The sequence below is a fragment of the Sphaerisporangium sp. NPDC005288 genome, assembly GCF_040607475.1.
Taxonomy (GTDB): Bacteria; Actinomycetota; Actinomycetes; order Streptosporangiales; family Streptosporangiaceae; genus Sphaerisporangium; species Sphaerisporangium rhizosphaerae.
In genome coordinates this window covers 48,081-74,422 of record NZ_JBEXGT010000030.1, presented here as the reverse complement: position 1 = coordinate 74,422, position 26,342 = coordinate 48,081, and the positions used below count along the sequence as shown (strand labels likewise).

Here is a 26,342-nt window from a genome sequence, read left to right as displayed (position 1 = left end):
AGTGCGTCCGACGCCGGGCTGTGCGGCGTTTCCGGCGCCGGGGGATACGGCGCACCTGCAGCGAATCTACATAGTAAAGGCGCGGGCGTGGCCCAGCCCGGACCAGCGCTCGCTCACCGTGTGCCCGACCGCGATCCGGTGTGCCCGGCCGCGATCCGGTGGACCCGCCGGTGCGGGCCCTGTCCCCGCTATGAGTGGAGTGCGTCGGCCGCCGGTCCGGGTGCCCGGCCGTGCCGTCCTAAACTCGGCCTGTGAGCGGTGACGATCCAGGTCTTCCCGATGCCCTCGGCGTGCTCGGCGCGCTTCGTGACCCCGTGCGTCGGGCGCTGTACGACTACGTGTCCGCGCAGGGGCACGAGGTGGGCAGGGACGAGGCCGCGCGGGCGGCGGAGGTGGGCCGCACCCTGGCCGCCTTCCACCTGGACAAGCTCGTCGAGGCCGGCCTGCTGGAGTCGGGTTTCCGCCGGCTGAGCGGGCGTGCCGGCCCGGGCGGCGGGCGCCCTGCCAAGGTCTACCGCCGTTCCCCGGTGGAGCACCAGGTCAGCCTGCCCCCGCGTGACTACCGGACGCTGGCGCTCGTGCTCGCCGAGGCCGTGGACGCGCTCGGCGGGGAGGAGGCCGCCGAGGCCGCCGCCCGCCGGGTGGGGGAGCGGGCCAAGGCGTCCGGGCTGCGCGCGGCCCTCACCGAGCGCGGCTACGAGCCCTACCACGACGGCGAGGTCATCCGCCTGCGCAACTGCCCCTTCCACGTGATCGCGGAGGAGCGTCCGGTCCTGGTCTGCTCGCTCAACCTGGCCCTGTGCGAGGGCCTGCTGTCGGCTCTGGGCGACGACCATGTGACAGCGCGGCTGGACCCCCGGGAGGGGGAGTGCTGCGTCACGTTCTCTAAAAACAATGGAGATTGACTTAGAAGGGTCCGGCGTGGTGTCCTAGGCGCATGCATCTGGCCCAGCTCAACGTCGCCCACATGCTCGCTCCCAAGGACTCCCCCGAACTCGCCGACTTCATCGCCGCCCTGGAACCCATCAACGCCATCTCCGACACCGCGCCCGGCTTCGTCTGGCGGCTCAAGGGCGGCGAGGACCCCACCGACACCGTGCAGCACGACTTCGGTGACATGCTGCTGGTGAACTTCTCGGTCTGGGAGTCGCGCGAGACGCTGTGGAACTTCGTCTACCGCACCGCCCACCTTGAGTACCTGCGCCGCCGCCGCGAATGGTTCGCCCGTCTGGCCGAGCCGTACAGCGTGATGTGGTGGATCCCCGAGGGGTACACCCCGACCTTGGAGGAGGGCATGACGAAGCTGCACCTGCTGCGCGCGCAAGGCCCCGGCCCCGAGGCGTTCACCTTCACCGACTTCCACGAAGCGCCCGCGACGCCGCCCGGCGGCGGTGAGAGCGTCGATCTCGACGAGCATGGTCTCGTTCGGTAGCCCACCCCGGCCCCGCCCGCCGACAGGATGACCGTGACATGTTCTGAGGATGCCGGGTGGAACGAGCGCCGCCAGATCACCCCTGACCCGCCTGACGATGTGTCGCGAGATGAATCCTGCCGGATGTCGTGAACATCCCGACCGGGATGAGCGTCTGAATCATGAGCGACGTCCAGGGGGATGGTCATGAGCGCGACTGCCAAGGGCGCAGCGAAGAACGGCCTCGTTGCGGCCGTCGCGGTCGGGCTGGCCGGCGTGGCGGGGATGGCCGCCCCCGCCGAGGCCACGGCTGCCAGACCGGCTGTGGCCGGCGACGTCAACGGGGACGGGCGCGTCGACGTCATCGCCGGGCTCCCCCTCATGAAAGTGAAGGGGAAGAGCGGTGCCGGAGGGGTGGTCGTCTACTCCGGCGGCTCGGCCGAGGTCTCCGGCCGGGCGCGCATCGTCTCCCTCGCCGGTCCCGTCGCGAGGGAGAACCTCGGGCAGGTGCTCGCCTCGGGTGACTTCGACAAGGACGGCTACGCCGACGTCCTGACGTCGGCTCGCAAGAAGCTCGTGGTCTTCTTCGGCTCACGGTCCGGGCTGCGTGGCCAGGGGGCCAGGGTGATCCCCTGGCCCGTCACCGCACCCGCCATGGCGGCCGCGGACTTCGACGGTGACGGCTACGGGGACGTGGCCGTCACCGGGAGCAAGCAGATCGTCGTGCTGCGCGGAGGCAAGTACGGCCTGCGGGTGGCCGGACGCCTCACCCACGGCGCCCCGCAGTTCGGCGCGGAACTCGCCGTCGGAGACGTGAACGGCGATCGGCTCGCCGACCTCGTGGCCACCGAGCACCGCGCGGTCGCGCCCGACGCCGCCGGGCCGCAGCGGATCACCGTCGTGCCCGGCTCCCGTTCGGGGCTCTCACTGGAGCGTGCCTGGTCGATCACTCCGACCGAGCGGGCCGCCCGCGACCTCGCGGTCGGCGACGTCAATGGCGACGGCAAGGCCGACCTTGTGCGTATCACGTCGACCGACGGTGAGAACCCGACGTTCCAGGTACTCGTCCAGCTCAGCCAGGGCAACGGCTTCGGCCCGGCACAGGCATTGCGGCAAGCGGACGGCTACCCCGCCAACGTCGGCCTCGGCGATGTCACCGGGGATGGCCGCGCCGAGGTGGCCGTCCACATCGCCGCCGAAGGCGACCACGACTGGGCCGTGCTCTACGGCGGAACCGCCACCGGCGCGACCGCACAGCCGATCCGGACGTACGGGCACAACACCTACGAGACCAGATATGGCACGACCTTACGGCTGGCGAACGTCCGCGGCGACTCCCGCGCCGACATCATCGTGGGCTTGCCCGGTGTCTACGGCATCGGCGAACTGGAGATCCTTCCCGCCGGCCGGCAAGAGGGCTCGCAGAAGCTCGGGCTCAAGATCACCAGCGGTCTCGGCTGGAGCCAGCCGTCCTGACCTGGGGCCATGGATCTTCCCCGGCGGTCTTCCCCGTCCGTCTTCGCCGCCCGGTAGTCCGTGGCGTTGGCCGGCACGTTGCGTCGATGCTGGAACGCGCTGTCTCATAGCCCCAACGACGGGTTCGGCTGCGCAATGCGCGGGGGGTGCGATGGGCATCGACGAGGAGAAGGTCCGCGCGCTGCGCGACGAGCCCCTCGACTGGCGGTACAAGGCGCTGCCCGCCGGCGCCGGCGGCACGGTGGCGCAGTTCCTGGCCGGTGGGCCGTCCCTCCAGGACTTCGGCACGCCGCTGCTGACGCTCGACGCCGCCGCCCTGGAGCACAACATCGCCGTCATGGCCCGCTGGGCGGCCGGGGCGGGGGTCACCCTGATGCCGCACGGCAAGAGCACGATGGCCCCCGAGCTGTGGCGGCGGCAGCTCGCGGCGGGCGCCTGGGGCCTCACCCTGGCCAACTTCCCGCAACTGCGCGTCGCCCGCGCCTTCGGGGTGGCACGGCTCATGCTCGCCGCCGCCCCGGTGGACCCGGCCGGGCTCGCCTGGATCGGGCGCGAGCTCGACCGCGACCCGGCCTTCCGCTTCATCTGCTGGGCCGACTCCGTCGAGGCGGTCCGGATCATGGACATCGCCCTGCGCGGGACGAGGCGGCCGGTGGAGGTGTGCGTGGAGCTGGGCGGCCCGGGCGGGCGCACCGGCGCCCGCGGCCTCAGCGCCGCCCGGCGGGTCGCCGAGGCCGTGCGCGCCGCCCCGGCGCTGCGCCTGGCCGGCGTCGCCGGCTACGAGGGCTCCTTCGCCCACGACGCCTCCCCCGAGGGCCTCGCGGCCGTGCGGGGCTACCTGCGGGGCCTGGCCGAGCTGTTCGGCGGCCTGGCCTTCGAGACCGGCGAGCCCATCGTCACCGCGGGCGGCAGCGCGTACTTCGACCAGGTGGCCGACGTGCTCGGCGGGCTGGAGGCGCGCCTGGTGCTGCGCTCGGGCGCCTACGTGATCCACGACGACGGCTTCTACCGGGCGATCTCCCCCTTCCGGCCCCGTGACGCCTCCACGACGAGTGGTCCCGCCGGGAACGACGATCATCCCGGCGCGGGGCCGGGACGTACCTGCGCGGCGGAACCCCCCGGATCAGGGCCGGGACGTGCCTGCGCGGCAGAACCTTCCGAAGCAGGGCCGGGACGTGCCTGTGGAGCGGATCCTCCCGGAAGGGGGGAGCGGGCCCCGGCCGGCGAGCCGTTCCGCCCCGCCATGCACGGGTGGGCGCGGGTCATCTCCCGGCCCGAGCCCGGCCTGGCCCTGCTCGACGCCGGCAAGCGCGACCTGCCCTTCGACGAAGGACTGCCCGAGCCGCAGCACGTGCGCGGCAAGGGCCCGCTCCACGGGGCCCGTGTCACCGCGCTCAACGACCAGCACACCCATCTCGCCGTCGACCCCGCCTGCGACCTGGCCTGCGGCGACGTCGTCCGGTTCGGCCTGTCCCATCCCTGCACGGCGATGGACAAGTGGACGCTCATCCCCGTCGTCGACGGCGAGGCCGTCGTCGGCCTGCTGAGGACCTTCTTCTGATGATCTTCAAGAACGTCACCGTCGTCGACGGCACCGGCGCCGACCCCTACGTCGCCCACGTGGCCGTCCGCGACGGCATGATCGCCGCCATCGGCCCCGACGCCTCCGGCGGGCCGGCGATCGACGGCGCCGGGCTGGTGCTCGCCCCCGGCTTCATCGACATGCACGCCCACTCCGACCTGCGGCTGCTGGCCGAGCCCGGCCACCTGGCCAAGGTGAGCCAAGGTGTGACCTGCGAGGTGCTCGGCCAGGACGGCCTGTCCTACGCCCCGGTCGACGACACCACGCTGGAGCAGGTGCGGCGGCAGATCGCCGGATGGAACGGCGACCCCGAGGGCTTCGACTGGAACTGGCGGACGGTGGGGGAGTACCTCGACCGCCTCGACCAGGGCATCGCGGTCAACGCCTGCTACCTGGTCCCGCAGGGGTCGGTGCGGATGCTCGTCACCGGCTGGGAGGACCGCCCCGCCACCGAGGCCGAGACCGCCGAGCAGCGGCGCCTGGTCGCCGAGGCCATGGAGCAGGGCGCGGTCGGCATGTCCTCCGGACTCACCTACGCCCCCGGCATGTACGCGGGCACCGGCGAACTGGTCGCGCTGTGCGAGGTCGTCGCCGCGCTCGGCGGGTTCTACGCCCCGCACCACCGCTCCTACGGCGCGGGCGCCCTGGCCGCCTACGCCGAGATGGTCGAGGTCTCCCGCCGTTCGGGCTGCCCGCTGCACCTGGCGCACGCGACCATGAACTTCGCGGTCAACAAGGGCCGGGCAGGGGAGCTGCTCGCCCTGCTGGACGAGGCGATCGCCGGCGGCTGCGACCTCACCTTGGACACCTATCCTTACCTGCCGGGCTCCACCACGCTGGTCTCCCTGCTGCCGGGCTGGGCCTCCGAGGGCGGGCCGGTCCGGGCGCTCGCCCGCCTGCGCGACCCCGCGACCGCCGCGCGGATCAGGCACGCCATGGAGGTCGAGGGCTGCGACGGCTGCCACGGGGTGCCGATCGACTGGGACGTCATCCAGATCTCCGGCACCGGGACGGCCGCGCTCGCCGGCCGGGCCGGCACCCGGGTGCGCGACTTCGAGGACTTCCGCCGGCTGCTCATCGACGACGACCTCGCCACCACGATCCTGTTCCACGCGGGCGACGAGGCCAACGTCCAGGCGATCATGCGGCACCCGGCGCACACCGGGGGCAGCGACGGCCTGCTCGCCGGCGCCCGCCCGCACCCCCGCGCGTGGGGCACCTTCCCCCGCTACCTCGCCCGCTACGTCCGCGAACTGGGCGTGCTGTCGCTGCAGGAGTGCGTCGCCCACCTCACCGGCCGCCCGGCCCGGCGGCTCAAGCTGGACCGCCGCGGACTGGTCCGCCCCGGCTACCACGCCGACCTGGTGCTGTTCGACCCCGAGGCCGTCCGCGACACCGCGACCTTCGACGACCCCCGCCGCCCGGCGGAGGGCATCTCCCACGTGCTGGTCTCCGGCACCCCCGTCATCGAGCACGGCCACCCCACCGGCGCCCTCCCCGGCAGGGCTCTCCGCCGCACCCCCCAGGGCACCACCGGCCGCGGACGATGATGGCCGCGGCGTTCGCACGGCAACTTAATCGGATGTCCGAAGACCGGGAAGAAGGAGCAGCGCGATATTAGGCTCGATCGGGATCCCAATGACAAAGGAGACCGAGCATGGCATTGCCGGATTCAGACGGCTCGACCGGTCACTCCTTCGGCCTGGAGGTGGACGGCATCGTCGTCAAGCGCATCGACGAGATCTCCGGGCTCAAGATGGAGCAGGACGTCATCGAGGTGAAGGAGAACACCCCCGACGGCAAGGTGGTCGTCAGGAAGCTCCCCGGACGCCCGAAGCCCGGCGAGATGACGCTCACCCGAGCCCTCACCTCGGACGACGGCTTCGACACCTGGATGAAGGAGGCCCGCTCCGTCCGGGCCGGCGACGCCCGGAAGAACGGGGCGATCATCGTCTTCGACGTCGAGGGCGCGCCGATCAAGCGGTACAACCTGGCCGGTGTCTGGCCGAAGAGCCTGGAGATCACCTCCTTGAGGTCCGGTGACACGAGCGTGCTCACCGAGAAGCTCGTCGTCACCTACGAGCAGATGGAAGTGGAGTGAACCGCGGCCAGACCCTGGTCAGCCGGCGGCGGCCGGAGTGACTCGCCGGATGCGCCGGTAGTAGGACCAACCGGCCACCGGTAACGCGATCATCCATGCGAGGAAGAGGGGCAGGCCGATGAAGGCGCCGGTCAGGGTGAACGGATCGTCCGTACTCGCCTCGGCGATGGCACGAGGGATATTCGCACGGGCAGGGTGAGCGAGTAGCCCACCAGCAGGACGGAGCCCAGAATGGTCGGGGTGAGCGGAAACCATGGGGGCACCCGGCGTCCGCCCAGCACGGGGATCCACCGGGGATAGACCAGTCCCCAGCCGCTGATCAGACCGAGTGACAGGATTCCGCCGAGGACGGCGAGAAGCGTAAGCACCCCGAGGTACATGGCACCCGCGGGGATACCCAGGATTCCGTCCTCTGGGTAGCTTTCCGTGCCGTTACCGCGGCCGTGATACCAGGCGTCGAAGCTTGCTTCGTGGGCCAGGAACGGGATGCCGAGCATCCAAGGGATGTGCAATGGCACGAATCCGAAGATGGGAGCCGCCCAGCCCACCGTCCCGGCGACACGCGCCCAGCGGGGTGGTGGAGGAACCGCTGTTTGCGTCATGGCCGTAGGATCCACGGCGCCGCCTGTGATCAGACTGAGAGATGCTGATGAGTCTCTCAACCTCTGCGACAGGCGGCCTGGCCCATCGCAACAGGCCGGCCTCCCGCGGCGGAGTGCCCGATCGCACGACAGAGATCGTCCTGGACAGGCGGGCGAGGGTCCGGGGCACGAGGATCACGGCGGCAGCGGTGGCGACGACAGCCGGGGCGCGGGCCCGGCCGCCCGTCTCAGAGACCGGGCTCTGGGTCGAGCCAGACCAGGTGCAGGCCGAGCCGGTCGGCCACCCGCTCGCAGCTCGTCCAGCTTCCGTGAGGCCGCCCGTTCACGGTGATCGTCGCCGCGGAACCGCCGGGCAACTCCACCCCGTACAGCTCCACCCCGCCGTGGTCCCCGCACTCCTCGTCCGCGTCACGCAGCAGCGCGAACAGCCGCGCTCGCTCCTCTCTCCTCAACCGAGGTACGGCTGCCCGTTCTGCACTCCTGTCGTGACAGACAGTGCGCACGCTGGAATCGGGCCGCTGATCCATCGGACCACCCCTTTCTCCACCCCGGCCGGGACGGGCACAGCCATCGCATGCATGCCCGTCCCGGCTTCCATGTATCTGTATGAGTTCGTGCTATCGCAGTGCGTAGTTGAACTCTCCGCAGTAGAGTGACAGCTGAGTGAGTTCAGCGCAATATTGAGCGAAAATAAAATTGAGAAATAGGCTAATGAGCTAGGTTGTCCCATTCGGACAGCTAAGGAGGCGATGTGGCACCGCGGAAAGGCCCGACACTTCGTGCTCAGTGGCTCGGTAAGCAACTCCGCGAGCTACGTGAAGCGGCCAAGTTGACTCTCCGGGAGGCCGGGGACTACGTCCAACGCGACCAGGCCGCCATCAGCAGGTGGGAACAGGGCCTCACTCCTGCCCGGGCGCCGGATGTGCTCGCGTTGCTCAACCTCTATGGGGTCGATGACCCAGATGTCCGTGACGGTCTTGAACGGCTCAGCCGTGACATCTGGCAGAAGGGGTGGTGGGACGACTATGCGGGCGAGGCCTCTGGAAGAGTGATCGACCATGCGTGGCTGGAGTCCCGGGCTGAGGTCCTCCGCTCGTTCGACATGTTGGTGATCCCGGGCCTCCTTCAGACGCCTGAGTACGCTGAAGCGGTGATCAGGGCGGCCGATCCAGAGGCCGGCAACGCCTACATCTCTCGTTGGGTGCAGTTTCGCATGATCCGTCAGCGGGTGCTCGCTGGAGAGAGGCCCATCCAACTGGCGGCGATTCTGGACGAGGCACTGCTGTGTCGTGTCGTCGGTGGCGCGCCGGTGATGCGTGCTCAATTTGAGCACATCACGAAGCTTGGGACGCGCCCGCATATCTCGATTCGGGTCTTGCCCTTCAGTGCTGGCGCTCATGCCAGCCCGCGCGGGCCCTTCATGATCTTCAACATGCCAGCTCCATATCCGGACATAGCCTTCACTGAGACTGGGGCGGGATGCATGTACGTCGAATCGGATGGAGTAGGAAATTTCACTACGACATACGATTATCTGGATAAAGCCGCACTAACTCGAGAAGAGTCGGCGGAACTCATCGCCGCTGCGGCGGACCGCATGGCTTGAATGAACGGAGACGCCCTCCATGGCCACACCTGAGGAACTGGCCAGTGTCGCCTGGCACATCAGCACTTACAGTCCCAATGGGGACGCCCAGTGCGTCGAGGCGGGGCCGTTAGGGGATGGGAGCGGGCGGGTCGCGGTGCGGCACAGCCGTCGTCCGGACCGTGAGGTGATCGTCTACACCCGCGGCGAGTGGGAAGCCTTCCTCGCCGGGGTCAAAGCCGGCGAGTTCGACTTCTTCGCGGACTGAGTCTCTCGCCCATGCCGCAGAGGTGGGCGCCATGGAAAGGGTGACCTGCCGCCGGGCCGGATGGCGATCACCCGGGCGCCGGGGCGGACAGGATGGTGTCGGGTGCCGAGTGCGCGCCCGACCAGGCGACCCGGCAGTTCCCATCAGCCGAGCAGTGAGGCGGCGTGGCGGCCGGCGGCGGCGGAGGCGAGGAAGCCGGCCAGGTCGCGGTCCAGGCCGCGGCCCATGGTGGACAGCTTGACCGGGCTGTCCTCGAGCAGCTTCGCCAGGCCGTCCACCGGCACGTTCACCAGCTCGTGCCGGTCGCCCAGCGCGGCGGCCTGCTGACGCACCCGCTCGCCGAACGCGCCGGGAAGGTCGGGCACCACGACCTGGGCGGGGGCCAGCGCCACCCGGCCGTAGGCGGTGAGCGAGTGGTGTGAGACCCCGATGTGGCGCGCGCGCAGGTCGCCTTCGCTCACGCGCAGCGCCCCCACGGGACGCCCGCCCAGCACGGCCGTCGCGTTGACCGCCTCGCCCGCCGACACTCCGGAGAACCCCCAGCGGGTGCCGGTGCCCAGGTTGCCGGGGCCCTGGGTCACGATCGCGACGTCGGCCGACAGCACGTGCCTGGCGGCGAGCAGCCCGGTGTGGACGGTGACCGCCTCCACGTCGCCGCCGAAGGCCTGGCCGGTGGTGACCACCCCGCACAGCCAGCCGAGCTCGCGCAGCCGCGCGGCCGACATGGAGAACCACGCCGGCAGCGCGCCGCCGTCCAGCATCACGTAGGCGACCCGGAGCGGGCGCCTGGCACTCGCGGGGTCTTCGCGCGAGCCGTCCGTTCCTTGGGCGCCCCCCTCTGGACGCGGGTCCGCCACCTCCTGACGTGAACCATCCACCTCCCGGGAGACCTCCTGGCGTGGGCCGTCCACCTCCCGGGCCACCTCAGGGCGCGGGCCGTCCGCCTCCGGGGCCGTCCGCGGGCGTGGGCCGTCCGTCCGCGCGGCCGGGGCCCGCGTCTCCGGGGCCCGCTCAGGGTGGGAGCCGTACAGGCCGCACAGGATGGCGGGGAGGGCGGAGTGCAGGTCGGCGACCACCACGGGCATGCCGTCCACGGAGTCGGCCTCGCGCAGCGTCTCGTGGTGGGGGGAGTCCTGCTCGTCGGCGCCGAGCACCGTGGCCTGCAGGGGCGTGTATCGTGCCTTGACCAGGTGGCCGGGACCTTGCGGATCTTCCGGCAATCGGTCCGGCACGGCCACTACCATGGCGTAACCTCCCGTACCGAGGCCCATGGCGAGCGCTGTGGTGTTCAGCAGCACCGTGTCACCCGGTTCGGGGCGGCCCACCAGCGGGGGGTAGGCCAGGGCCCGGCAGCTCCCCTCGGGGAGGGTCACGTCCAGCTCCATCGCGCCCGGCCACTCGCGCCGGACCGCGACCACCTCGCCCTTGCGCCATCTGATCACGGGGCAAGGGTAGCGTCACCTGAGAAGGGAGGCCCGATGTCTCGGCGGAAGACCGAGCGGCTGCTGAACCTGGTCATCTGCCTGCTGGCCACGCGCCGCCCGCTCAGTGCGGAGCAGATCCGTCACGCCGTGCCCGGCTACGACGCCGGCAACGACGAGGCCTTCCAGCGCATGTTCGAGCGCGACAAGAACGAGCTGCGCGAGATCGGCATCCCGGTGGAGGTCCACCGCGACCCCTGGGAGGACGAGCCCGGCTACCGCATCATGCGCCAGGCCTACGAGCTGCCCGAGATCACGCTGGAGGCCGACGAGGCCGCCGTGCTCGGCCTGGCCGCCCAGGTGTGGCAGCGGGCCAACCTGGCCGAGGCGGCCGGCGGCGCCCTGCTCAAGCTGCGCGCCGCCGGCGTCCAGACCGACGAGTCCGCCGCCGGGCCGCTGGAGCTGCGGGTCGACACCCGCGACCCCGCCTTCCCCGCCCTGTGGGAGGCCGTGCGCGACCGCAGGGTCGTCCGCTTCGACTACCGCGCCGCCGGCAGCGAGGTCATGCTCACCCGCACGGTGGAGCCGTGGGGCGTGGTGAGCCGGCGCGGCCGCTGGTACGTCGTCGGCCACGACCGCGAGCGCGGCGCCCCCCGCGTGTTCCGTCTCAGCCGCATCAGCGGCCCGGTCGCGCCGGTCGGCCGCTCCGGCGCGGTGGTCGTGCCCGAGGGGGTCGACATCCGCTCGATGGTCGGCCACCGCGACAGCCTGCTGCCCGAGCGCACCGCCACCGTCCGCGTCCGCCGCGACACCTGCCAGTGGCTGCGGCAGGTCGGCGCCGTGCGGCCCGGCGAGGACGGCTGGGACGAGGTCACCGTGGAGTTCGCCGATCCGGAGTGGGTGGCCGGCTCGGTCGTGGCGTTCGGGGCCGACGCCGAGGTGATCGACCCGCCGGACGTCCGCGACGCGGTGATCCGCCGCCTGAAGGGAGCCATCGCGTGAACGCGGCCGGACGAACGGTCCACCCCGGTGCCGAGGACGCCCGCGCGGCCGTCGCGCCCCGCCTGAAGGGAACGCTCGCGTGAGCACGGCCGACCGGCTGCCCAGGCTGCTCGCCCTGGTGCCCTACCTCATGTCCCACCCCGGCGCCCAGGTGCCCGAGGTCGCCCGGCTGTTCGGGCTGACCGAGAAGCAGCTCGTCGACGACCTGCAACTCGTGTGGATGTGCGGCCTGCCCGGGCACACCCCCGGCGACCTCATCGACGTCTCCTGGGACGGCGGCGAGATCCTCATCGACAACGCCGACACCATCGCACGGCCCCTGCGGCTCGGCATCGACGAGGCCAGCGCGCTGCTCGTCGCGCTGCGCATGCTGGCCGAGCTGCCCGAGTTCGCCGAGGGCGACGCCCTGGCCCGGGTGATCGCCAAGCTCGAGCGGGCGGCCGGCGAGGGCGCCGCCGCGGTCAGCACCCAGGTGGCCTTCGAGCTGGACGCCGCCCCCGACGCCACGACGACGGTCCGGCAGGCCCTGCGGGAGGGCCGGCGCCTGTCCCTGCGCTACTACGTGCCCGGCCGTGACGAGATCACCCCGCGCGAGGTCGACCCCACGCGCCTGGTCGTGGTGGACGGCCGCTCCTATCTGGAGGGCTGGTGCTACCGCGCGGACGGCATGCGGCTGTTCCGGCTCGACCGCATCATCGGGGTCGAGATGCTGGAGGTCACCGCCTCCCCGCCCGCCGAGGCCGAGCCGATCGACGTCACCGACGGGGTGTTCCGGCCCTCGCCCTCCGACGAGCTGGTGGAGCTGGAGCTGACCCCCGTGGGCCGCTGGGTCGCCGAGTACTACCCGTGCGAGGAGGTCACCGAGCTGGGGGAGGGCCGCCTGCGGGTCACCCTGCGCGCCCGCGACCAGGGCTGGCTGGTACGGCTGGCGCTGCGGCTGGGCGACAGCGGGCGGGTCGTCTCCCCGGTGTCGCTGGCCGACCGGGTGCGCGAGGCGGCCTCGGCCGCGCTGGCCCGCTACTTCAATGCGGGCTAGTGCTCTGGTGTTCACACCGGGGGTCGCCTGAGTCCCGCATCCTGCCCTCGTAGTCCTCCGCCTGATACCCGCGCCGCCGTTGCGCGGGGACGACGCCGCCGTCCCCGTCCTCCGTCCGGTTCGCGGGGACGCCGCGCGCGTCCGCGCGGGCTTGGGTAGAGTGCCCGGTCATGACCTGGATCTTCGTCGCGGTGGGCCTCGCCGTCGCCGGCCTGGTCCCGCTGGCCGTGCTCTCGGCGCGCGTGGTGGTGGCCGCCCGGGGGCTGTCGCGTGAAATCGAGCGGGCCAACGGCCGTCTGGCTCCCGTCCAAGGACGGCTCAAGGCCGCCATCGGCGCATCCGTGCGCACTGAGGGGTGAATCAAGTAGTGGTGGCAGCGTACGATCGAGGCTGAGAACGCACGTCGCTCGGCGTAAGGGTGTGACATGTCCAACTTCGGTGTACCCGAACTGCTCATCATCGGGCTGGTCCTGGTGCTGCTCTTCGGCGCCAAGAAGCTCCCCGACACGGCCAAGGCGCTGGGCCAGTCGCTTCGGCTGTTCAAGAAGGAGACCACCAAGCTGCACGAGGAGGACGACGCCAGGGCCGCCGCGCAGGCCACCGCCCAGCCGGTCGTCGCCACTCCGCAGCCGCTGCCGCCCGCGACCCCCTCGGTCGAGGACCGCCTGCGCCTGCTGGAAGAGGAGAACTCCCGCCTGCGCACCTCCCAGGCCCGCCCGGCCGACGCACGTCCGGCCGATGCTCGTCCGGCCGACGCGGTGAACGGGGCTCCGCTCTCGCAGGCGCAGAAGGACCAGGGCTCCGCCTGACACGCCCCCTTGCCCTGACCGACCGCAGAGACCAGGACGCCCGATGGCATTGCTGAAACGGTCAAGCCCGGCCGATGACGGCCCGCAGGTCCCCGATCTCGAGGGCCGCATGTCGCTCATGGATCATCTCCGTGAGCTTCGCAACCGCCTGGTGAAGGCCATCCTGGGCCTCACCCTGGGCACCGTGGTCGGCTTCGTCTTCTTCGACCGTCTCTGGGTCTTCATGACGGGGCCCTACTGCCGCCTGCCCGCCGCCCACAAGCTCAAGGACGGCGAGTGCTCCCTGGTCGTGCAGGGCGTGTTCGAGGGCTTCATGGTCAACCTGCAGGTGGCGCTCATGTTCGGCGCGGTGGTCAGCGCGCCGATCTGGCTCTATCAGCTCTGGGCGTTCGTGACGCCGGGCCTGTACCGCAACGAGCGGCGCTACTCCCTGGCGTTCGTGGCCCTGGCCGTCCCGCTGTTCGCCGCGGGCGCCGCACTGGCGTACTACACGATGGACAAGGGGCTGGCGCTGCTGCTCGGCTTCGCGCCCGGCAACGTGATCCCGCTCATCAGCATGGACCAGTACGTCGGGTTCATGATGGCCATGCTGGTGATCTTCGGTCTGTCGTTCGAGCTGCCGCTGCTCATGGTGTTCCTCAACATGATCGGCGTGCTGCCGTTCAAGCTGGTGAGCAAGCACCAGCGCATGGTCGTGTTCCTGATGTTCGTCTTCGCGGCCGTCGCGACGCCGAGCCAGGACCCGATCACCATGCTCGCGCTGGCGGTCCCCATGGTCGGCATGTTCATGATCGCCGAGGTGTTCATGTACTTCCACGACCGCAAGAAGGACCAGCTCGAGGCCGAACGCCAGCGGCAGATCGAAGAGGAACTCGACGGCACCGCTTCCACCCCGCTCGACTGAGGCCACCTGCTCAGCGAGCTTCTAGGCGTCGACGAAGTCCGGCAGGGTGAGCGCCGAGTAGGCGGGTCGTCCCTCCGCGGCGGGCATGACGGTCAGGCCGCGCAGCATCCGGTTGCGTCGCGCCAAGGCCTCTTCGGTACCGGGGATGAGAGTGGCGTCGCCTTCGGTGACGAGCGCCTGGTTCATCTCGACGAATGCCCGGGCGCGCTGTTCGTAGGCGATCAACGCGGCCGTGTGGTCACGGTCGGTGGCCAGTTCCCCGGCGAGCAGGTAGGCGCCGACGAGGGCGAGGCTCGACCCCTGTCCGGTGAGGAACGAGGGGGCGTGGGCGGCGTCGCCGGCGAGGGCGACCCGGCCGGCGGACCACCGGGGCATCCGGATCTGGCTGACGACGTCGAAGAAGAGATCGTCGGCCGCGTGCATGGCCGTGACCAGCCGCGGCACCTCCCACTGGTCGCCGGCGAAGATCGACGCGACGAGGTCGCGTTGCGCGGCGGGGTCCCGGAAGGCCTCGAACGGCGGTTCCGGCCGGCTGAAGCTCAGGAACCCGTGCACCGTGTCGCCGTCGCCGACGGCATAGAGGGCCGCTCCCCGGCCGGGGGTGTTCCACACGACGCCCTCGCGTGAGAGCCCCAGGTCGTTGCTCATGGTGAAGCCGGCGAAGCAGTAACCGAGATACCGGTGGAACCGCGCCTCGGGGCCGAAGACGAGGCCCCTGGTGTGCGAGTGCAGACCGTCGGCGCCGACGACCACGTCGAACACGCGCTGCTCCCCGCTGCGGAAGGTGACGTCGACGCCGTCCGCGCGGTCGTCGAGGGCGGCGATGGTGTCGTCGAACAGGAACTCGACCTCGTCGCGGATGGCGCCGTAGAGGATCTCGGTGAGGTCGCCGCGGCGTACCTCCAGGTCCCGGACCGCGGCTCCGCCCGCCACGGGTTGGGCGTCGACAGCGGCGATCACGCTGCCGTCCGGGGCGAGGAAGGTGATCCGGCGGGTATCGACGTGAGCCGCCTGGAGGGCGGGAAGCACGCCCATCCGCCGGACGACCTCGAGCGCGGTGCCGCGGATGTCGATGGGATATCCGCCGCCGCGCACCGCGCTCGCCTTCTCCACGACCGTGACCTCGAAACCGTACCGGTTCAGCCAGTAGGCCAGCGCGGGACCGGCGATGCTCGCGCCGGAGACCAGCACCCGGCCCTTCGTCGTCGTGCTCATTCGCTCCTCCTCCATAATGGATAGCTACCTTAGGTAGCCTTTTCTCGGGAACGGGTGAGTGCCCGTTCCCGACCACTGAGGCAACTATATACCTAAGTTAGGTATCTAATGGAGTGTGATGACTGACACACGGTCGTCGACCGCAGGGGAGAACGATGGTGACCTCGACCTGCTCTCGGTGCTGCCCCGCCTGATCCAGCTGGGCAACGTGCTGAACCGCGGCCGGCTCTTCGAACGCGCCATGGAGGGAGCCGGTATCGCCCTGGACCGGCCCGCGATGTCGGTCCTGGTCACGCTGCAGATGGCCGCCCGGCCGCTGCGCGTCGGCGAGATCGCCACGCGCATGCAGGTCGTAGGACCGCACGTCACCCGGCAACTGCACGAGTTGGAGCGGCGCGGCCTGACCCGCCGGGTCCCGGATCCGCTCGACCAGCGAGCCCGGCTGGTCGAGCAGACCCCCGAGGGGGCCGCCGTCGTCGGCCGCTACCTGCAGACCGTCCTCGGGTGGTTCGGAGACGCCCTCGCAGAGTGGTCCGCGCAGGACCGCCAGGCCTTCGGCCGCCTTCTCGACCGCTTCGCGAGCGACCTCACCGCCCGGCTGGAGGCCCTCGACGAGGAATGACCGGCCGGACGTTCCTCGCGCGGGGACCGTGCGGCGGGTACGCGGACTTTCCCCGCGCTTCACCCTAGCTTGACGAGATCTATACCTATAGGTTCCGAGTGTGGCTGGTGAGCTGGTCGTTCTCGTGAATCCGGCGGCGCGCGGCGGCCGTTCCCTGCGCCTGCTCGACCCGGTGGTGCGGCGGTTGAAGGAGGGCGGGCGGCCGGTCTCGGTGATCGTGGGCACCTCCGCCCAGGACGCCCTGGAACGCGCCTGCACGGCCGTCGCCGAGGGGCCGGAGGCGCTGGTCGCGTTCGGCGGGGACGGTCTGGTCCACCTGGCCGTCCAGGCCGTCGCCGGCACCGACGTCCCCCTCGGCATCATCCCGGCCGGCACCGGCAACGACCTCGCCGGCGCCTTCGGGATCCCCCGCAAGGACCCGCTGGCCGCCGCGGCCATCGTCGCCGGGGGCGCGGTGCGGACGGTGGACGCGGGCACCATCGGCGAGGAGTGGTTCGCCGGCGTGGTGGCCTGCGGTTTCGACTCCAAGGTCAACGAGCGGGCCAACGGGATGACCCGCCCCGCGGGCATGGCGAAGTACCTGCTGGCCACCCTCCAGGAGCTGCGGTCCTTCGCTCCCATCCCGTTCCGGCTCACCGTCGACGGCGGCGAGCCGTTCGAGCAGGAGGCCATGATGGTCGCCGTCGGCAACACCCATTCCTACGGCGCCGGGATGCGCGTGTGCCCGGGCGCCGAGCCGGACGACGGGCTGCTGGACGTGCTGATCGTCGGCCCGCTGCCCACCGGCGCCTTCCTGCGCGCCTTCCCCCGCGTCTACCGGGGCACCCACCTCGGCCACCCGGCCATCACCCTGCGCCGGGCCCGCACGGTCACGATCGAGGCTCCCGACGTCGTCGCCTACGCCGACGGCGAGCGCGTCGCGGCCCTGCCCCTCACCTGCGCCATCCACCCGGGGGCTCTCCATGTCATCGCCCCGGGCCGTTCTTCGCCACCAGGGAGTGGACACGCATGATCAAGTGGGCAGGCAAAGTGTCGGTCGCCGCGGCGACGGCGGTCACCGTCACCGTGTTGTTCCCGGCGACGGCGGGCGCCGCGCCGTCGTCCTCGGCGTCACAGGCCGCGGGAAAGGCCGTCAACCTCAAGATCACCGAGAGGATCCGGCATCAGCTCGCCGACGCGTACTGGAAGCAGTACTACAAGGCGAACCATCCGCGTGCCGTCCGTACGAAGGTGGACGGGCCGAAGAGGGTCTACTACGGCAAGATCAAGGGTGCCACCGCCGGGAAGGACGTGTACTGGGCGGTCGGGTCCATCGGCGTCAAGGGCGACCCGATCAGCTACCAGGACGGGCCGCACGTCTGGCGCAAGCGCGGCCACGGCGCCTGGTCCTACCGCGGCGACTCGGGCGGCTGCCCGTTCAAGGTGCCGAAGGCCCTGCTGAAGATCTGGCATCTGCCCGAGTGCGGCTGAACACGGCCTGTGGGTGAGTCCGTGGCGCAAGCGGGCGCTGTCCAGCCCGTACGCGCATGGCTGATCTCACGGCGACCGTCCTTGGAGGCGGCAGGACGATCGACCGTGGTACCTCGGGCGGGATCGTGGACGGGACCGGAAAGCGGTTATCGGTAGGCTGAAGTGCATGACGACGCCTGCGGAACGCTATGCCGCATTCCGTGAGAAGCACGCCGCCGGCGGGCCCGCCCTCACCTCCTTCCGAGGCCTGTACGACTTCGAGCTGGACGAGTTCCAGCTCGACGCGTGCCGGGCCCTGGAAGCCGGTGACGGCGTGCTCGTGGCGGCCCCGACGGGCTCGGGCAAGACCGTCGTGGGCGAGTTCGCGGTGCACCTCGCTCTGGAGCAGGGCAGCAAGTGTTTCTACACGACGCCGATCAAGGCGCTGTCCAACCAGAAGTTCAACGACCTGGCGCGCCGCTACGGGGCCAAGAAGGTCGGGCTGCTCACCGGCGACAACAGCGTCAACGGTGACGCGCCGATCGTCGTGATGACCACCGAGGTGCTGCGCAACATGCTCTACGCCGGCTCCTCGACCCTCGCGGGGCTGAGCCACGTGGTCATGGACGAGGTGCACTACCTCGCCGACCGCTTCCGCGGCGCCGTGTGGGAGGAGGTCATCATCCACCTGCCCGAGTCGGTGCGCGTGGTGGCCCTGTCGGCCACGGTGAGCAACGCCGAGGAGTTCGGCGAGTGGCTGGGGGAGGTCCGCGGCGACACCACGGTGATCGTGGACGAGCACCGGCCCGTGCCGCTGTGGCAGCACATGCTGGTCGGCGACCGGCTGTACGACCTGTTCGTCGACGAGGACAACCGGCCGCGCATCAACCCGAGCCTGATGCGCATCTCGCGGGACGAGCAGCGACTGGCGCAGGCGCGCGGCCGCCGCGGCTACTCCCGGCCGCGCCGTTCGGCAAACTCCGTCAGCCGCTCCGACGCCATCGAGAAGCTCGACTCCGAGGGGCTGCTGCCCGCCATCACCTTCATCTTCTCCCGGGCCGGCTGCGACGCCGCCGTCCTGCAGTGCCTGCACGCCGGCATCCGGCTCACCACCGACAGCGAGCGCCACGAGATCCGCACGATCGTCGACGAGCGCACCGCCCACCTGCCCGACGAGGACCTGTCGGTGCTGGGGTACCTGGAGTGGCGCGACTGCCTCGAACGCGGCCTGGCCGCCCACCACGCCGGCATGCTCCCCGCCTTCAAGGAGGTCGTCGAGGAGCTGTTCACCCGCGGCCTGGTCAAGGCGGTGTTCGCCACCGAGACCCTCGCGCTCGGCATCAACATGCCCGCGCGGTCGGTCGTCATCGAAAAGCTCGACAAGTGGAACGGCGAGACCCACGCCGACCTCACCCCCGGCGAGTACACCCAGCTCACCGGGCGGGCGGGCCGGCGCGGCATCGACGTCGAGGGCCACGCCGTGGTCGCCTGGCAGCCCGGCATGGACCCGGTGGCGGTGGCGGGCCTGGCCAGCACCCGCACCTACCCGCTGCGCTCCAGCTTCCGCCCCTCCTACAACATGGCCGTCAACCTGGTCGGCCAGGTCGGCAGGGAGCGGGCCCGCACCCTGCTGGAGTCCTCCTTCGCCCAGTTTCAGGCCGACCGGGCGGTCGTCGGCATCGCCAAGCAGGTGCGGCGCGCCGAGGAGGCGCTGGAGGGCTACGCCGAGGCGATGACCTGCCACCTGGGCGACTTCCAGGAGTACGCGCGCATGCGCAGGGAGCTGTCGGACCGCGAGTCCGACCTGTCGCGCCAGCGCGGCACGGCCCGGCGGGCGCAGGCCGTGCGGTCCCTGGAGGCGCTCAAGCCCGGCGACGTGATCCGCGTCCCCGGCGGCAGGCGCGCGGGCCTGGCGGTCATCCTGGACCCGGGACTGACCATGCGCACCGAGGGGCCCTCGCCGCTGGTGCTGACCATCGGCAAGCAGGTCAAGCGGCTGTCGGCCGCGGACTTCCCGGTGCCGGTCGAGCCGGTGGAGCACCTGCGCATCCCCAAGGGCTTCAACCCGCGGGCGCCCAAGGACCGCGCGAACCTGGTGGCCACCCTGCACGCCAAGATCGGCGACCGCGACCTGGGCCGTCCGGTGCGGGTCCGCGACCACGACGCCGACACCATGGCCGGCCGGGGCTCGGCCCCCGGCACTCCTGAGTGGGAGATCGCCGAGCTGCGCCGCCGGCTGCGCGCCCACCCCTGCCACGGCTGCGACCAGCGCGAGGACCACGCCCGCTGGGCCGAGCGCTACCACAAGCTGCTGCGCGAGACCGAGGGCCTGCGCCGGCGCGTCGAGAGCCGGTCCCACGTGATCGCCCGCACCTTCGACCGCGTGTGCGGGGTGCTCGACCAGCTCGGCTACCTGGAGGGCGAGGCCGTCACGCCCGAGGGCCGCAGGCTCGCCCAGCTGTACACCGAGCTGGACCTGCTCACCTCCGAGTGCCTGCGGGCCGGCATCTGGGACGATCTGGACCCGGCCGAGCTGGCCGCGTGCGTGTCGTCGCTGGTGTTCGAGTCCCGCCAGGCCGACGACGCGCGCCAGCCCAAGATCCCGGCCGGCGGGGTCAAGGAGTCGCTGGCGGCCATGGTGCGCATCTTCGCCGAGCTGGAGGACATCGAGCGCGACCACGGGTTGTCGTTCGTCCGCGAGCCCGACTTCGGGTTCGCCTGGGCGGCCTTCCGCTGGGCGAAGGGGCACAGCCTGGACGCCGTGCTCACCGACGGCGACCTGGCGGCCGGCGACTTCGTCCGCTGGGCCAAGCAGCTCATCGACCTGCTCGACCAGGTGGGCAAGGCGGCGCCGCACAACAGCAAGGTGCGGCACAACGCCGGCAAGGCCATCGACTCCCTGCGCCGCGGCGTCGTCGCCTACTCCTCGGTCGCCTGAGGCCCGTTCCCCCGGTCGTCCGAGGCTCGTCCCGAGCGTCCGGGGGCCGTTCCCCGGTCGCCTGACGGCCGCTCCCCGGTCGAGCCTGACGGCGGCTCCCCGGTCGGCGGGGGCGCGGGCCGTCCCCGGCGGCCGGGGTGCTCGCCGGCCGGGCGGAGGTGGAGCGCACCTTGCCGGTGGAGCGGACCTCGCCGGTGGAGCGAGGGGACGACGGTCCCGCCGGTCAGGCGAGGGTGAAGCGGACCTCGCGGGTGAGCAGGTCGGCGCGGGTGAGGCGCACCTGGACCTTCTCGCCCAAGGGCAGGCCGTCGCCGTCGCAGCGGGCCACGACGGCCGGGTCGGCGACCTGGACGACGCCGCCCGGCCGGCCGTCCTCGACGTCCACCACGACCGCGTCGAAGGTCTGGCCGACCCGGTCGCGCAGCACGAACGCCTCCACCAGGTCCACGCAGGCCCGCTCGGCGGCGGACGCGCGGCGCCCGCTGCCCGCCATGAGGGCCGGCAGCTCGGACAGGGCCTGCTGGACCGGCTCGGGGACCGGCACCCCGGCGGCCACCGACAGGCACACCTCGGTGCCGTACCGGTCGACCAGGCGGCGCAGGGGAGCGGTGACGTGGGCGTACGGCGCGGCGACGGCGGCGTGCGAGGCGTCCTTGGGCGGCTCGCCGTTGAAGGCGGTGTACCCGGCCCCGCGCAGCAGCACCGTCGCCTCCTTCAGGAACGCGGCGCTCCCGGGCGTCCCGGGGTCCAGGGCCGCCACGGCCTGTCCGAAGCCGGCGCCGTCGGGCCAGGCCACGCCGAGGGCGGAGGCGATCCTGCGCACCCGCGCGACGGTCTCCGGCGGCGCGGGCGGCAGGGTGCGAAGGACGCCCATCTCGGCGTCGAGCATCATCGCCGCCGCGGCCATGCCGGTCATCAGGGAGATCTGCGCGTTCCACGTCTCGGCGGGCAGCGGCGTGCGGAACTCCACCCGGTAGCCGTCCCCGTGCGCGACGACCTCCTGCTCGGGGGTCGGCAGGGAGACCCCGCCGCGCTCCTGTTCGAGCGCCAGGCGCAGCCCGCCGACCACGGGCAGCAGCCGCAGCGTCCCGTCGGCGGTGCCGGTGTCGACCGCGGCCTGGACGTAGTCGTAGTCGAGCCGCTCGCGGCTGCGCACCAGGGCCCGCGACACGTCGGCGCCGATGGTGCGCCCGTCGGAGTCCAGGTCGAGGCACCACAGCGCCGCCGGCCGGACGACGCCGGGCAGCAGGCTGGCCGCGCCCTCCGACAGCACGGGCGGGTGCAGCGGCACCCGCTCGTCGGGCATGTACAGCGTCTCGCCGCGCCGTCTGGCCTCGTCGTCGATCGCGCCGCCCGGCCGCACGAAGGAGGCGACGTCGGCGATGGCGTACCAGACCCGGAAGCCGCGGGGACGCTCCTCGATGCACAGCGCCTGGTCCAGGTCCATCGACCCGGCGGGGTCGACGGTCAGCAGGGGAAGGTCGGTGCGGTCGGGCAGGGACGGCGCCGGCGTGGCGGCGGCCTGGGCGGCCTCCTCCAGGGTCGGCGGGGGGAACGCCTCGGGCAGCCGAAGCTCGTCGCGGATGCGTTCGAAGCCCTCCGCGAGGCGGGGAGCACCGGACGCATGAATCGTCGTATGACTCACAATCAGGGATCTTATGCGGCAAGCACGGCGAGCAGCCTATTCAGCGGGCCGTCCAGGCCATAGCGGTCGGCCAACTCGACCAGTGCCTCGGGGTCGCGAGGCGCGACCGGCCGGGCGATCGGCACCTCCGGCAGAGGCGCGTCGTGGGCCACCTTGACCACCGCGGGCGCGACGGCGAGGTAGTCGCGCGCCTTGTCGAGCTTGAGGCGGCTGCCCGCCGGGAAGCCGTCGACGACCCCGTCGTCCAGCGCGGCGAGCATGGCCTCCAGCGAGCCGAACCGGGTGATCAGGGCGGCGGCCGTCTTGTCGCCGACCCCCGGCACGCCGGGCAGCCCGTCGCTGGGGTCTCCGCGCAGGGTGGCGAAGTCGGCGTAACCGCGGCCGGGGATGCCGTACTTGGCGCTGACCTGCGCCTCGTCGATCGCCTGCAGGTTACGAATGCCCTTTATGGTGTAAAGGACGCGGCACGGGCGCTTGTCGTCGACCAACTGGAACAGGTCGCGGTCTCCGGTGACGATGTCGATGGCCCCGCTCGCCCTGAAGGTGTAGGTGCCGATGACGTCGTCGGCCTCGTACCCCGGCACGCCGACCCGGGCGATGCCGACCGCGTCGAGCACTTGCTCGATCACCGGCACCTGGGGTGCCAGGGTGTCGGGCACCTCCTCCTCGTGCCCGGTGGCGACCCGGTGGGCCTTGTAGGACGGGATCGCCGCCACGCGGAACGCGGGACGCCAGTCGGCGTCCATGCAGGCCACCAGCTCGTCGGGGCCGTGGGCGCGCACCAGCGTGGCGATCATGTCGATCAGGCCCCGGACGGCGTTGACCGGCATGCCGTCGGGGGCGGTCATCGACTCGGGGACGCCGTAGTAGGCGCGGAAGTACAGCGATGGGGTGTCGAGCAGCATCAACCCTGGCATGGGCCCATCCTTCCAGCACCCGCCCCCGCTCACGCCAGGAGTTCGCGCACGCGCGGGGCGACCTTGGTGCCGAAGAGCTCGATGTTCTTCATGAGCGAACGGTGGGAGAGCCCGCCCATGGCGTACTTCAGCTCGAAGCGGCCGGCGTCGAGCGCGCGCAGGTTCGCCGCGATCTTCTGGGCGACGGTCTCCGGGGATCCGACGTAGAGCGCCCCGTGCGGCCCGACCTCGCGCAGGAACGACTGCTTGGTCGGGACGGTGAACCCCCGGGTCCTGGCGGCGTTCCGGATGACCGCCAGGTAGTTGGGCCAGAACTCCTCCAGCGCCTCCTCGTCGGTCGCGGCGACGTGTCCGGGGGAGTGCACCCCGACGGGCAGGGCGGCGCGTCCCGACTCCGCGAGGGCCTGCCGGAACAGCCGTGAGAAGGGGGCGAAGCGGGCCGGGGGCCCGCCGATGATCGCCAGCATGAGCGGGAAGCCCAGACGCGCGGCGCGCAGGACCGACTGAGGGCTGCCGCCGACGCCGATCCACGCCGGGAAGGGCCCGTCCTCGGTGTGCGGCACGACGTCCTGGTCGACGAGCGGGGCGCGGGTCCTGCCCTTCCAGGTGACCCGCCCTCCCTTGAGCAGCTCGGCGAACAACTGGGTCTTCTCCTCGAACAGCTCCTCGTAGTCGGCGAGGTCGTAGCCGAACAGCGGGAAGGAGTCGACGCTGGAGCCGCGCCCGAGGATGACCTCCGCCCGGCCGCCGGAGACGGCGTTCAGCGTGGAGTAGCGCTGGAACACCCGGACGGGGTCGTCGGAGCTGAGGACCGTGACCGCCGACCCGAGCCGGACGCGGGTCGTGCGGGCGGCGATCGCCGCGAGCACCACGTCACCCGCCGACAGCGGGAAGTCGCCGGTGTGGTGCTCCCCGATCCCGAAGAAGTCCAGTCCCACCTGGTCGGCGAGGACGCCCTGCTCCACGATGTCGCGGATCGTCTGGGCGTGGGACAGCGGGCGGCCGTCGTCGCCGCTGGTGACGTCGCCGAAGGTGTCCAGGCCGAGTACCAGGGGAGCGGGCCGGCCTTCGGCGGCGGAGGATGTCGCGGTCATGTCGCGTCTTTCTTTGCGGTGGGATCGGGGTGGTTCGCGGGGGACGCCTCAGGCGGCCTGGGCGTCCAGGGCCCGTTCGAACTCGGCGCGGTGAAGCGAGGCCCCGAAGACCGGGCCGCCGGGCTGGAACAGCCGGCCGGCGCCCAGGCCGTCCAGCCGGACCGCGTCGTAGCCGATGCGCTCGATGAACTCCGCCACGACGCCCACCGCTCCGGGGTCGTCGCCGGCGACGCCGAGCGCGTGGCGTTCGGGCGAGCCGGCGGGCCGGCGCTCCTCTTCGAGCTCGTGGTAGCCGATGTGGTTGAGGGTCTTGACGACCGTCGACCGGGACAGCCGCCGCTGGACGATCTCGCTGCTGCCGTACCGGGGGTCCTCGAACAGGGGCTGGACGCCGTCGGTGGGCGGCCAGTAGTTCATCGTGTCGACGACGAGCCTGCCGGCGACCAGGGCGGGGTCGAAGGCCGCGAACCGGTGCAGCGGGATCGCGAGGATCACGATGTCGGCGTCGGCGACGGCGTCGGCCGCCCAGCGGGGTTCGGCTCCGGGCACCAGCACGCCGGCGATGAGGGCGATCTTCTCCGGGTCGCCGGAGGCGGAGATCGTCACCGGGTGGCCGGCGGCGATCGCGACCCGCGCGATCGCGGGCCCGGCGTGCCCGGCGCCGAGCACGGCGACCCGCGCCGGCGAGGTCGGCGCCGGTGAGGCTCCGCCGGTCATCAGGATCCCTCCTTGGGGGAACGGCGACCCGTTCGGGTGGGGACGGTCGCGCGGCGCCGCGAGGACGTCGGCGAGCACGTCGAACCGCTCGCGGGTCAGGGGTGCCGGAGAGGTGGCCGCGGACGGCCCTCAGGTGGGGGCCCGGCCCATCTCCTTGACGAGTCAAGCATATCGGATGGTTGCCGCGTCAAGTGTTGACGTGTCAACAAGGCTACGCGATGGCGGCGGCCCGCCGAGAGCGCCGCGGCCGTGATCCGGCGCGACAGGGCTTCGCGGGGACGAGGCCGGGGGGTGCGGACGGCGGTGATCCCGGTGGAATAGATTGGTCGGTGTGACAACGACGTCCCTGGACCTCTACCCGGTGACGCGCGTGGCCGACGTGCGCGCCGCCACCGCCGCCGCCGGCATCGGCGCGCTGCTGCTGACCCCCGGCCCCGACCTGCGGTACGTCACCGGATACGACGCCCTGCCGCTGGAGCGGCTCACCTGCCTCGTGGTGCCCGCCGAGGGCGAGGCGTTCATGGTGGTGCCCCGGCTGGAGCTGCCGGCCGCCGAGCACTCCCCGGCCTCCCGGCTCGGCCTGGAGTTCGTCGCCTGGGACGAGACCGACGACCCCTACGCCCTGGTCGCGCGCCGGGTCGGCGCGGTGGCCACCGTGGGGCTGGCCGACCGCATGTGGGCGATGCAGTCGCTGCGCTTCCGCTCCGCCCTCCCCGGCGCCGAGCAGGTGCTGGCCGGGTCGGTGCTCAGGGAGCTGCGCATGCGCAAGAGCCCCGCCGAGGTCGCCGCCCTGCGCGAGGCGGGCGCCGCCATCGACGCCGTCCACGCCCAGGTTCCCGGTCTGCTCAAGCAGGGCCGCACCGAGCGCGAGGTCGGCAGGGACATCGCCGAGGCCATCCTCGCCGCCGGGCACTCCACCGTCGACTTCGTCATCGTCGGCTCGGGCCCGAACGGCGCGAGCCCGCACCACGAGCTGTCCGACCGGGTCATCCAGGCCGGCGACCCGGTGGTGGTCGACATCGGCGGCCAGATGCCGAGCGGCTACTGCTCCGACTCCACCCGCACCTACAGCGTGGGAGAGCCCCCCGCCGACTTCTCGGCCTACTACGAGGTGCTGCGCCAGGCCCAGGAGGCCGCGTGCGCCGCCGTCCGGCCGGGCGTGCCGTGCGAGGCCGTCGACGCCGCCGCCCGCGAGATCATCGCCGACGCCGGGTACGGCGAGCGGTTCATCCACCGCACCGGCCACGGCATCGGGCTGGAGACCCACGAGGAGCCCTACATCGTCTCGGGCAACGCCGAACCGCTGGCGCCCGGGTTCGCCTTCTCCGTCGAGCCGGGCGTCTACCTGCCCGGACGCCACGGCTCCCGCATCGAGGACATCGTCGTGTGCACCGAGACCGGCGGCGAGCGCCTCAACAACCGGCCCCACGACCTCGTCGTGGTCTGACCCAGGCCGACGCGTGCCCACCGTCCCGCCCCGCGACCTCCCCGGGAGGCCGTGCGGCGGGACGCCACTCCTCATCCCCGCCCCCCCGTGACCTGGAGTGC

26 protein-coding genes are annotated in these 26,342 nt (G+C 72.0%); 18 read left to right on the top strand and 8 right to left on the bottom strand.

Annotated elements, in window-relative coordinates:
• Nucleotides 1-251: 251 nt before the first annotated feature.
• The 6 genes from ABZU32_RS26245 to ABZU32_RS26220 all read left to right on the top strand — a co-directional run bounded on the left by ABZU32_RS26245 (nucleotide 252) and on the right by ABZU32_RS26220 (nucleotide 6,570).
• Nucleotides 252-905 (top strand): transcriptional regulator, encoded by a 654-nt coding sequence (locus ABZU32_RS26245; RefSeq protein ID WP_354926059.1) that lies wholly within the window; start codon nucleotides 252-254, stop codon nucleotides 903-905.
• A gap of 32 nt (nucleotides 906-937) precedes the next feature.
• Nucleotides 938-1,432 carry a DUF3291 domain-containing protein gene (locus ABZU32_RS26240; protein ID WP_354926057.1) on the top strand — a complete coding sequence of 165 codons (495 nt, stop codon included), beginning with the start codon at nucleotides 938-940 and terminating at the stop codon, nucleotides 1,430-1,432.
• 186 nt (nucleotides 1,433-1,618) lie between these two features.
• Nucleotides 1,619-2,887, top strand: a complete 1,269-nt coding sequence (locus ABZU32_RS26235; protein ID WP_354926055.1) for a VCBS repeat-containing protein — start codon at nucleotides 1,619-1,621, stop codon at nucleotides 2,885-2,887.
• 151 nt (nucleotides 2,888-3,038) lie between these two features.
• Nucleotides 3,039-4,448, top strand: a complete 1,410-nt coding sequence (locus tag ABZU32_RS26230; protein WP_354926053.1) for an alanine racemase — start codon at nucleotides 3,039-3,041, stop codon at nucleotides 4,446-4,448.
• The gene (locus tag ABZU32_RS26225) at nucleotides 4,448-6,019 is read left to right on the top strand and encodes a D-aminoacylase (RefSeq protein WP_354926051.1); all 1,572 of its coding nucleotides are present in this window, start codon (nucleotides 4,448-4,450) and stop codon (nucleotides 6,017-6,019) included. Before ABZU32_RS26230 ends, ABZU32_RS26225 begins: the two co-directional genes overlap by 1 nt.
• A 107-nt stretch (nucleotides 6,020-6,126) precedes the next feature.
• A complete protein-coding gene (locus tag ABZU32_RS26220) occupies nucleotides 6,127-6,570 on the top strand; it encodes a phage tail protein (RefSeq protein WP_354852793.1) in 444 nt (147 codons plus the stop codon).
• 131 nt (nucleotides 6,571-6,701) lie between these two features.
• Here ABZU32_RS26220 and ABZU32_RS26215 read toward each other — a convergent pair whose 3' ends face one another.
• A complete protein-coding gene (locus tag ABZU32_RS26215) occupies nucleotides 6,702-7,088 on the bottom strand; it encodes a hypothetical protein (RefSeq protein WP_354926049.1) in 387 nt (128 codons plus the stop codon).
• Between the two features lie 311 nt (nucleotides 7,089-7,399).
• Nucleotides 7,400-7,624: a hypothetical protein gene (locus ABZU32_RS26210; protein ID WP_354926047.1), complete on the bottom strand. Its 225-nt coding sequence runs from the start codon at nucleotides 7,622-7,624 to the stop codon at nucleotides 7,400-7,402.
• A 299-nt stretch (nucleotides 7,625-7,923) separates the two neighbouring features.
• Here ABZU32_RS26210 and ABZU32_RS26205 point away from each other — a divergent pair, with 299 nt between their 5' ends.
• Both ABZU32_RS26205 and ABZU32_RS26200 read left to right on the top strand, forming a co-directional pair.
• Complete coding sequence (locus tag ABZU32_RS26205) at nucleotides 7,924-8,778, top strand: helix-turn-helix transcriptional regulator (protein WP_354926045.1); 855 nt, start codon at nucleotides 7,924-7,926, stop codon at nucleotides 8,776-8,778.
• A gap of 19 nt (nucleotides 8,779-8,797) precedes the next feature.
• Nucleotides 8,798-9,025: a DUF397 domain-containing protein gene (locus tag ABZU32_RS26200; protein WP_354926043.1), complete on the top strand. Its 228-nt coding sequence runs from the start codon at nucleotides 8,798-8,800 to the stop codon at nucleotides 9,023-9,025.
• A gap of 143 nt (nucleotides 9,026-9,168) precedes the next feature.
• Here the strand turns inward: ABZU32_RS26200 and ABZU32_RS26195 are convergent, their stop codons facing one another.
• Entirely contained in the window at nucleotides 9,169-10,410 is a 1,242-nt protein-coding gene (locus ABZU32_RS26195; protein ID WP_354926109.1) for a DUF3866 family protein, read from the bottom strand.
• Between the two features lie 93 nt (nucleotides 10,411-10,503).
• On the opposite strand from ABZU32_RS26195, the gene ABZU32_RS26190 reads away from it, so the two are divergent.
• The 5 genes from ABZU32_RS26190 (at nucleotide 10,504) to tatC (ending at nucleotide 14,197) form a co-directional block, all read left to right on the top strand.
• A complete protein-coding gene (locus ABZU32_RS26190; RefSeq protein WP_354926041.1) occupies nucleotides 10,504-11,448 on the top strand; it encodes a WYL domain-containing protein in 945 nt (314 codons plus the stop codon).
• A gap of 79 nt (nucleotides 11,449-11,527) precedes the next feature.
• Entirely contained in the window at nucleotides 11,528-12,484 is a 957-nt protein-coding gene (locus ABZU32_RS26185) for a WYL domain-containing protein (protein ID WP_354926039.1), read from the top strand.
• Between the two features lie 170 nt (nucleotides 12,485-12,654).
• Entirely contained in the window at nucleotides 12,655-12,843 is a 189-nt protein-coding gene (locus tag ABZU32_RS26180) for a hypothetical protein (RefSeq protein ID WP_354926037.1), read from the top strand.
• A 66-nt stretch (nucleotides 12,844-12,909) separates the two neighbouring features.
• Nucleotides 12,910-13,293 carry a Sec-independent protein translocase subunit TatA gene (tatA, locus tag ABZU32_RS26175; RefSeq protein ID WP_354852802.1) on the top strand — a complete coding sequence of 128 codons (384 nt, stop codon included), beginning with the start codon at nucleotides 12,910-12,912 and terminating at the stop codon, nucleotides 13,291-13,293.
• Between the two features lie 118 nt (nucleotides 13,294-13,411).
• A complete protein-coding gene (gene tatC / locus ABZU32_RS26170) occupies nucleotides 13,412-14,197 on the top strand; it encodes a twin-arginine translocase subunit TatC (protein ID WP_354926035.1) in 786 nt (261 codons plus the stop codon).
• Between the two features lie 21 nt (nucleotides 14,198-14,218).
• Here tatC and ABZU32_RS26165 read toward each other — a convergent pair whose 3' ends face one another.
• Entirely contained in the window at nucleotides 14,219-15,412 is a 1,194-nt protein-coding gene (locus ABZU32_RS26165) for an FAD-dependent monooxygenase (protein ID WP_354926033.1), read from the bottom strand.
• A 118-nt stretch (nucleotides 15,413-15,530) separates the two neighbouring features.
• On the opposite strand from ABZU32_RS26165, the gene ABZU32_RS26160 reads away from it, so the two are divergent.
• From ABZU32_RS26160 to ABZU32_RS26145, 4 genes are all read left to right on the top strand, one after another.
• Nucleotides 15,531-16,034: a MarR family transcriptional regulator gene (locus tag ABZU32_RS26160; RefSeq protein ID WP_354926031.1), complete on the top strand. Its 504-nt coding sequence runs from the start codon at nucleotides 15,531-15,533 to the stop codon at nucleotides 16,032-16,034.
• A 100-nt stretch (nucleotides 16,035-16,134) separates the two neighbouring features.
• Nucleotides 16,135-17,046, top strand: coding sequence for a YegS/Rv2252/BmrU family lipid kinase (locus tag ABZU32_RS26155; RefSeq protein WP_354926029.1), 912 nt, complete (start codon nucleotides 16,135-16,137; stop codon nucleotides 17,044-17,046).
• Entirely contained in the window at nucleotides 17,043-17,504 is a 462-nt protein-coding gene (locus ABZU32_RS26150; protein ID WP_354926027.1) for a hypothetical protein, read from the top strand. Before ABZU32_RS26155 ends, ABZU32_RS26150 begins: the two co-directional genes overlap by 4 nt.
• 166 nt (nucleotides 17,505-17,670) lie before the next feature.
• On the top strand, nucleotides 17,671-20,421 hold the full coding sequence (locus tag ABZU32_RS26145) for a DEAD/DEAH box helicase (protein WP_354852811.1): 2,751 nt from the start codon (nucleotides 17,671-17,673) through the stop codon (nucleotides 20,419-20,421).
• 223 nt (nucleotides 20,422-20,644) lie between these two features.
• Here the strand turns inward: ABZU32_RS26145 and ABZU32_RS26140 are convergent, their stop codons facing one another.
• The 4 genes from ABZU32_RS26140 to ABZU32_RS26125 are packed head-to-tail and all read right to left on the bottom strand — an operon-like array spanning nucleotide 20,645 to nucleotide 24,794.
• The gene (locus tag ABZU32_RS26140) at nucleotides 20,645-22,066 is read right to left on the bottom strand and encodes an RNB domain-containing ribonuclease (protein ID WP_354926025.1); all 1,422 of its coding nucleotides are present in this window, start codon (nucleotides 22,064-22,066) and stop codon (nucleotides 20,645-20,647) included.
• An 11-nt stretch (nucleotides 22,067-22,077) separates the two neighbouring features.
• Nucleotides 22,078-22,983 (bottom strand): 5'-3' exonuclease, encoded by a 906-nt coding sequence (locus ABZU32_RS26135; RefSeq protein ID WP_354852814.1) that lies wholly within the window; start codon nucleotides 22,981-22,983, stop codon nucleotides 22,078-22,080.
• A 29-nt stretch (nucleotides 22,984-23,012) separates the two neighbouring features.
• The gene (locus ABZU32_RS26130) at nucleotides 23,013-24,077 is read right to left on the bottom strand and encodes an LLM class flavin-dependent oxidoreductase (RefSeq protein WP_354926023.1); all 1,065 of its coding nucleotides are present in this window, start codon (nucleotides 24,075-24,077) and stop codon (nucleotides 23,013-23,015) included.
• 48 nt (nucleotides 24,078-24,125) lie between these two features.
• Complete coding sequence (locus tag ABZU32_RS26125; RefSeq protein ID WP_354926021.1) at nucleotides 24,126-24,794, bottom strand: NAD(P)-binding domain-containing protein; 669 nt, start codon at nucleotides 24,792-24,794, stop codon at nucleotides 24,126-24,128.
• A 331-nt stretch (nucleotides 24,795-25,125) separates the two neighbouring features.
• Here ABZU32_RS26125 and ABZU32_RS26120 point away from each other — a divergent pair, with 331 nt between their 5' ends.
• Nucleotides 25,126-26,241 carry a Xaa-Pro peptidase family protein gene (locus ABZU32_RS26120; RefSeq protein ID WP_354852820.1) on the top strand — a complete coding sequence of 372 codons (1,116 nt, stop codon included), beginning with the start codon at nucleotides 25,126-25,128 and terminating at the stop codon, nucleotides 26,239-26,241.
• Nucleotides 26,242-26,342: the final 101 nt, after the last annotated feature.

Bases quoted from the DNA above. Each gene is read 5' to 3' on its own strand.
- ABZU32_RS26240 (WP_354926057.1), top strand. From the start codon at position 938: ATGCATCTGGCCCAGCTCAACGTCGCCCACATGCTCGCTCCCAAGGAC.
- ABZU32_RS26235 (WP_354926055.1), top strand. From the start codon at position 1,619: ATGAGCGCGACTGCCAAGGGCGCAGCGAAGAACGGCCTCGTTGCGGCC.
- ABZU32_RS26230 (WP_354926053.1), top strand. From the start codon at position 3,039: ATGGGCATCGACGAGGAGAAGGTCCGCGCGCTGCGCGACGAGCCCCTC.
- ABZU32_RS26225 (WP_354926051.1), top strand. From the start codon at position 4,448: ATGATCTTCAAGAACGTCACCGTCGTCGACGGCACCGGCGCCGACCCC.
- ABZU32_RS26220 (WP_354852793.1), top strand. From the start codon at position 6,127: ATGGCATTGCCGGATTCAGACGGCTCGACCGGTCACTCCTTCGGCCTG.
- ABZU32_RS26200 (WP_354926043.1), top strand. From the start codon at position 8,798: ATGGCCACACCTGAGGAACTGGCCAGTGTCGCCTGGCACATCAGCACT.
- ABZU32_RS26195 (WP_354926109.1), bottom strand. From the start codon at position 10,410: ATGGAGCTGGACGTGACCCTCCCCGAGGGGAGCTGCCGGGCCCTGGCC.
- ABZU32_RS26190 (WP_354926041.1), top strand. From the start codon at position 10,504: ATGTCTCGGCGGAAGACCGAGCGGCTGCTGAACCTGGTCATCTGCCTG.
- ABZU32_RS26180 (WP_354926037.1), top strand. From the start codon at position 12,655: ATGACCTGGATCTTCGTCGCGGTGGGCCTCGCCGTCGCCGGCCTGGTC.
- tatA (WP_354852802.1), top strand. From the start codon at position 12,910: ATGTCCAACTTCGGTGTACCCGAACTGCTCATCATCGGGCTGGTCCTG.
- tatC (WP_354926035.1), top strand. From the start codon at position 13,412: ATGGATCATCTCCGTGAGCTTCGCAACCGCCTGGTGAAGGCCATCCTG.
- ABZU32_RS26165 (WP_354926033.1), bottom strand. From the start codon at position 15,412: ATGAGCACGACGACGAAGGGCCGGGTGCTGGTCTCCGGCGCGAGCATC.
- ABZU32_RS26160 (WP_354926031.1), top strand. From the start codon at position 15,531: ATGACTGACACACGGTCGTCGACCGCAGGGGAGAACGATGGTGACCTC.
- ABZU32_RS26150 (WP_354926027.1), top strand. From the start codon at position 17,043: ATGATCAAGTGGGCAGGCAAAGTGTCGGTCGCCGCGGCGACGGCGGTC.
- ABZU32_RS26145 (WP_354852811.1), top strand. From the start codon at position 17,671: ATGACGACGCCTGCGGAACGCTATGCCGCATTCCGTGAGAAGCACGCC.
- ABZU32_RS26135 (WP_354852814.1), bottom strand. From the start codon at position 22,983: ATGCCAGGGTTGATGCTGCTCGACACCCCATCGCTGTACTTCCGCGCC.
- ABZU32_RS26130 (WP_354926023.1), bottom strand. From the start codon at position 24,077: ATGACCGCGACATCCTCCGCCGCCGAAGGCCGGCCCGCTCCCCTGGTA.
- ABZU32_RS26125 (WP_354926021.1), bottom strand. From the start codon at position 24,794: ATGACCGGCGGAGCCTCACCGGCGCCGACCTCGCCGGCGCGGGTCGCC.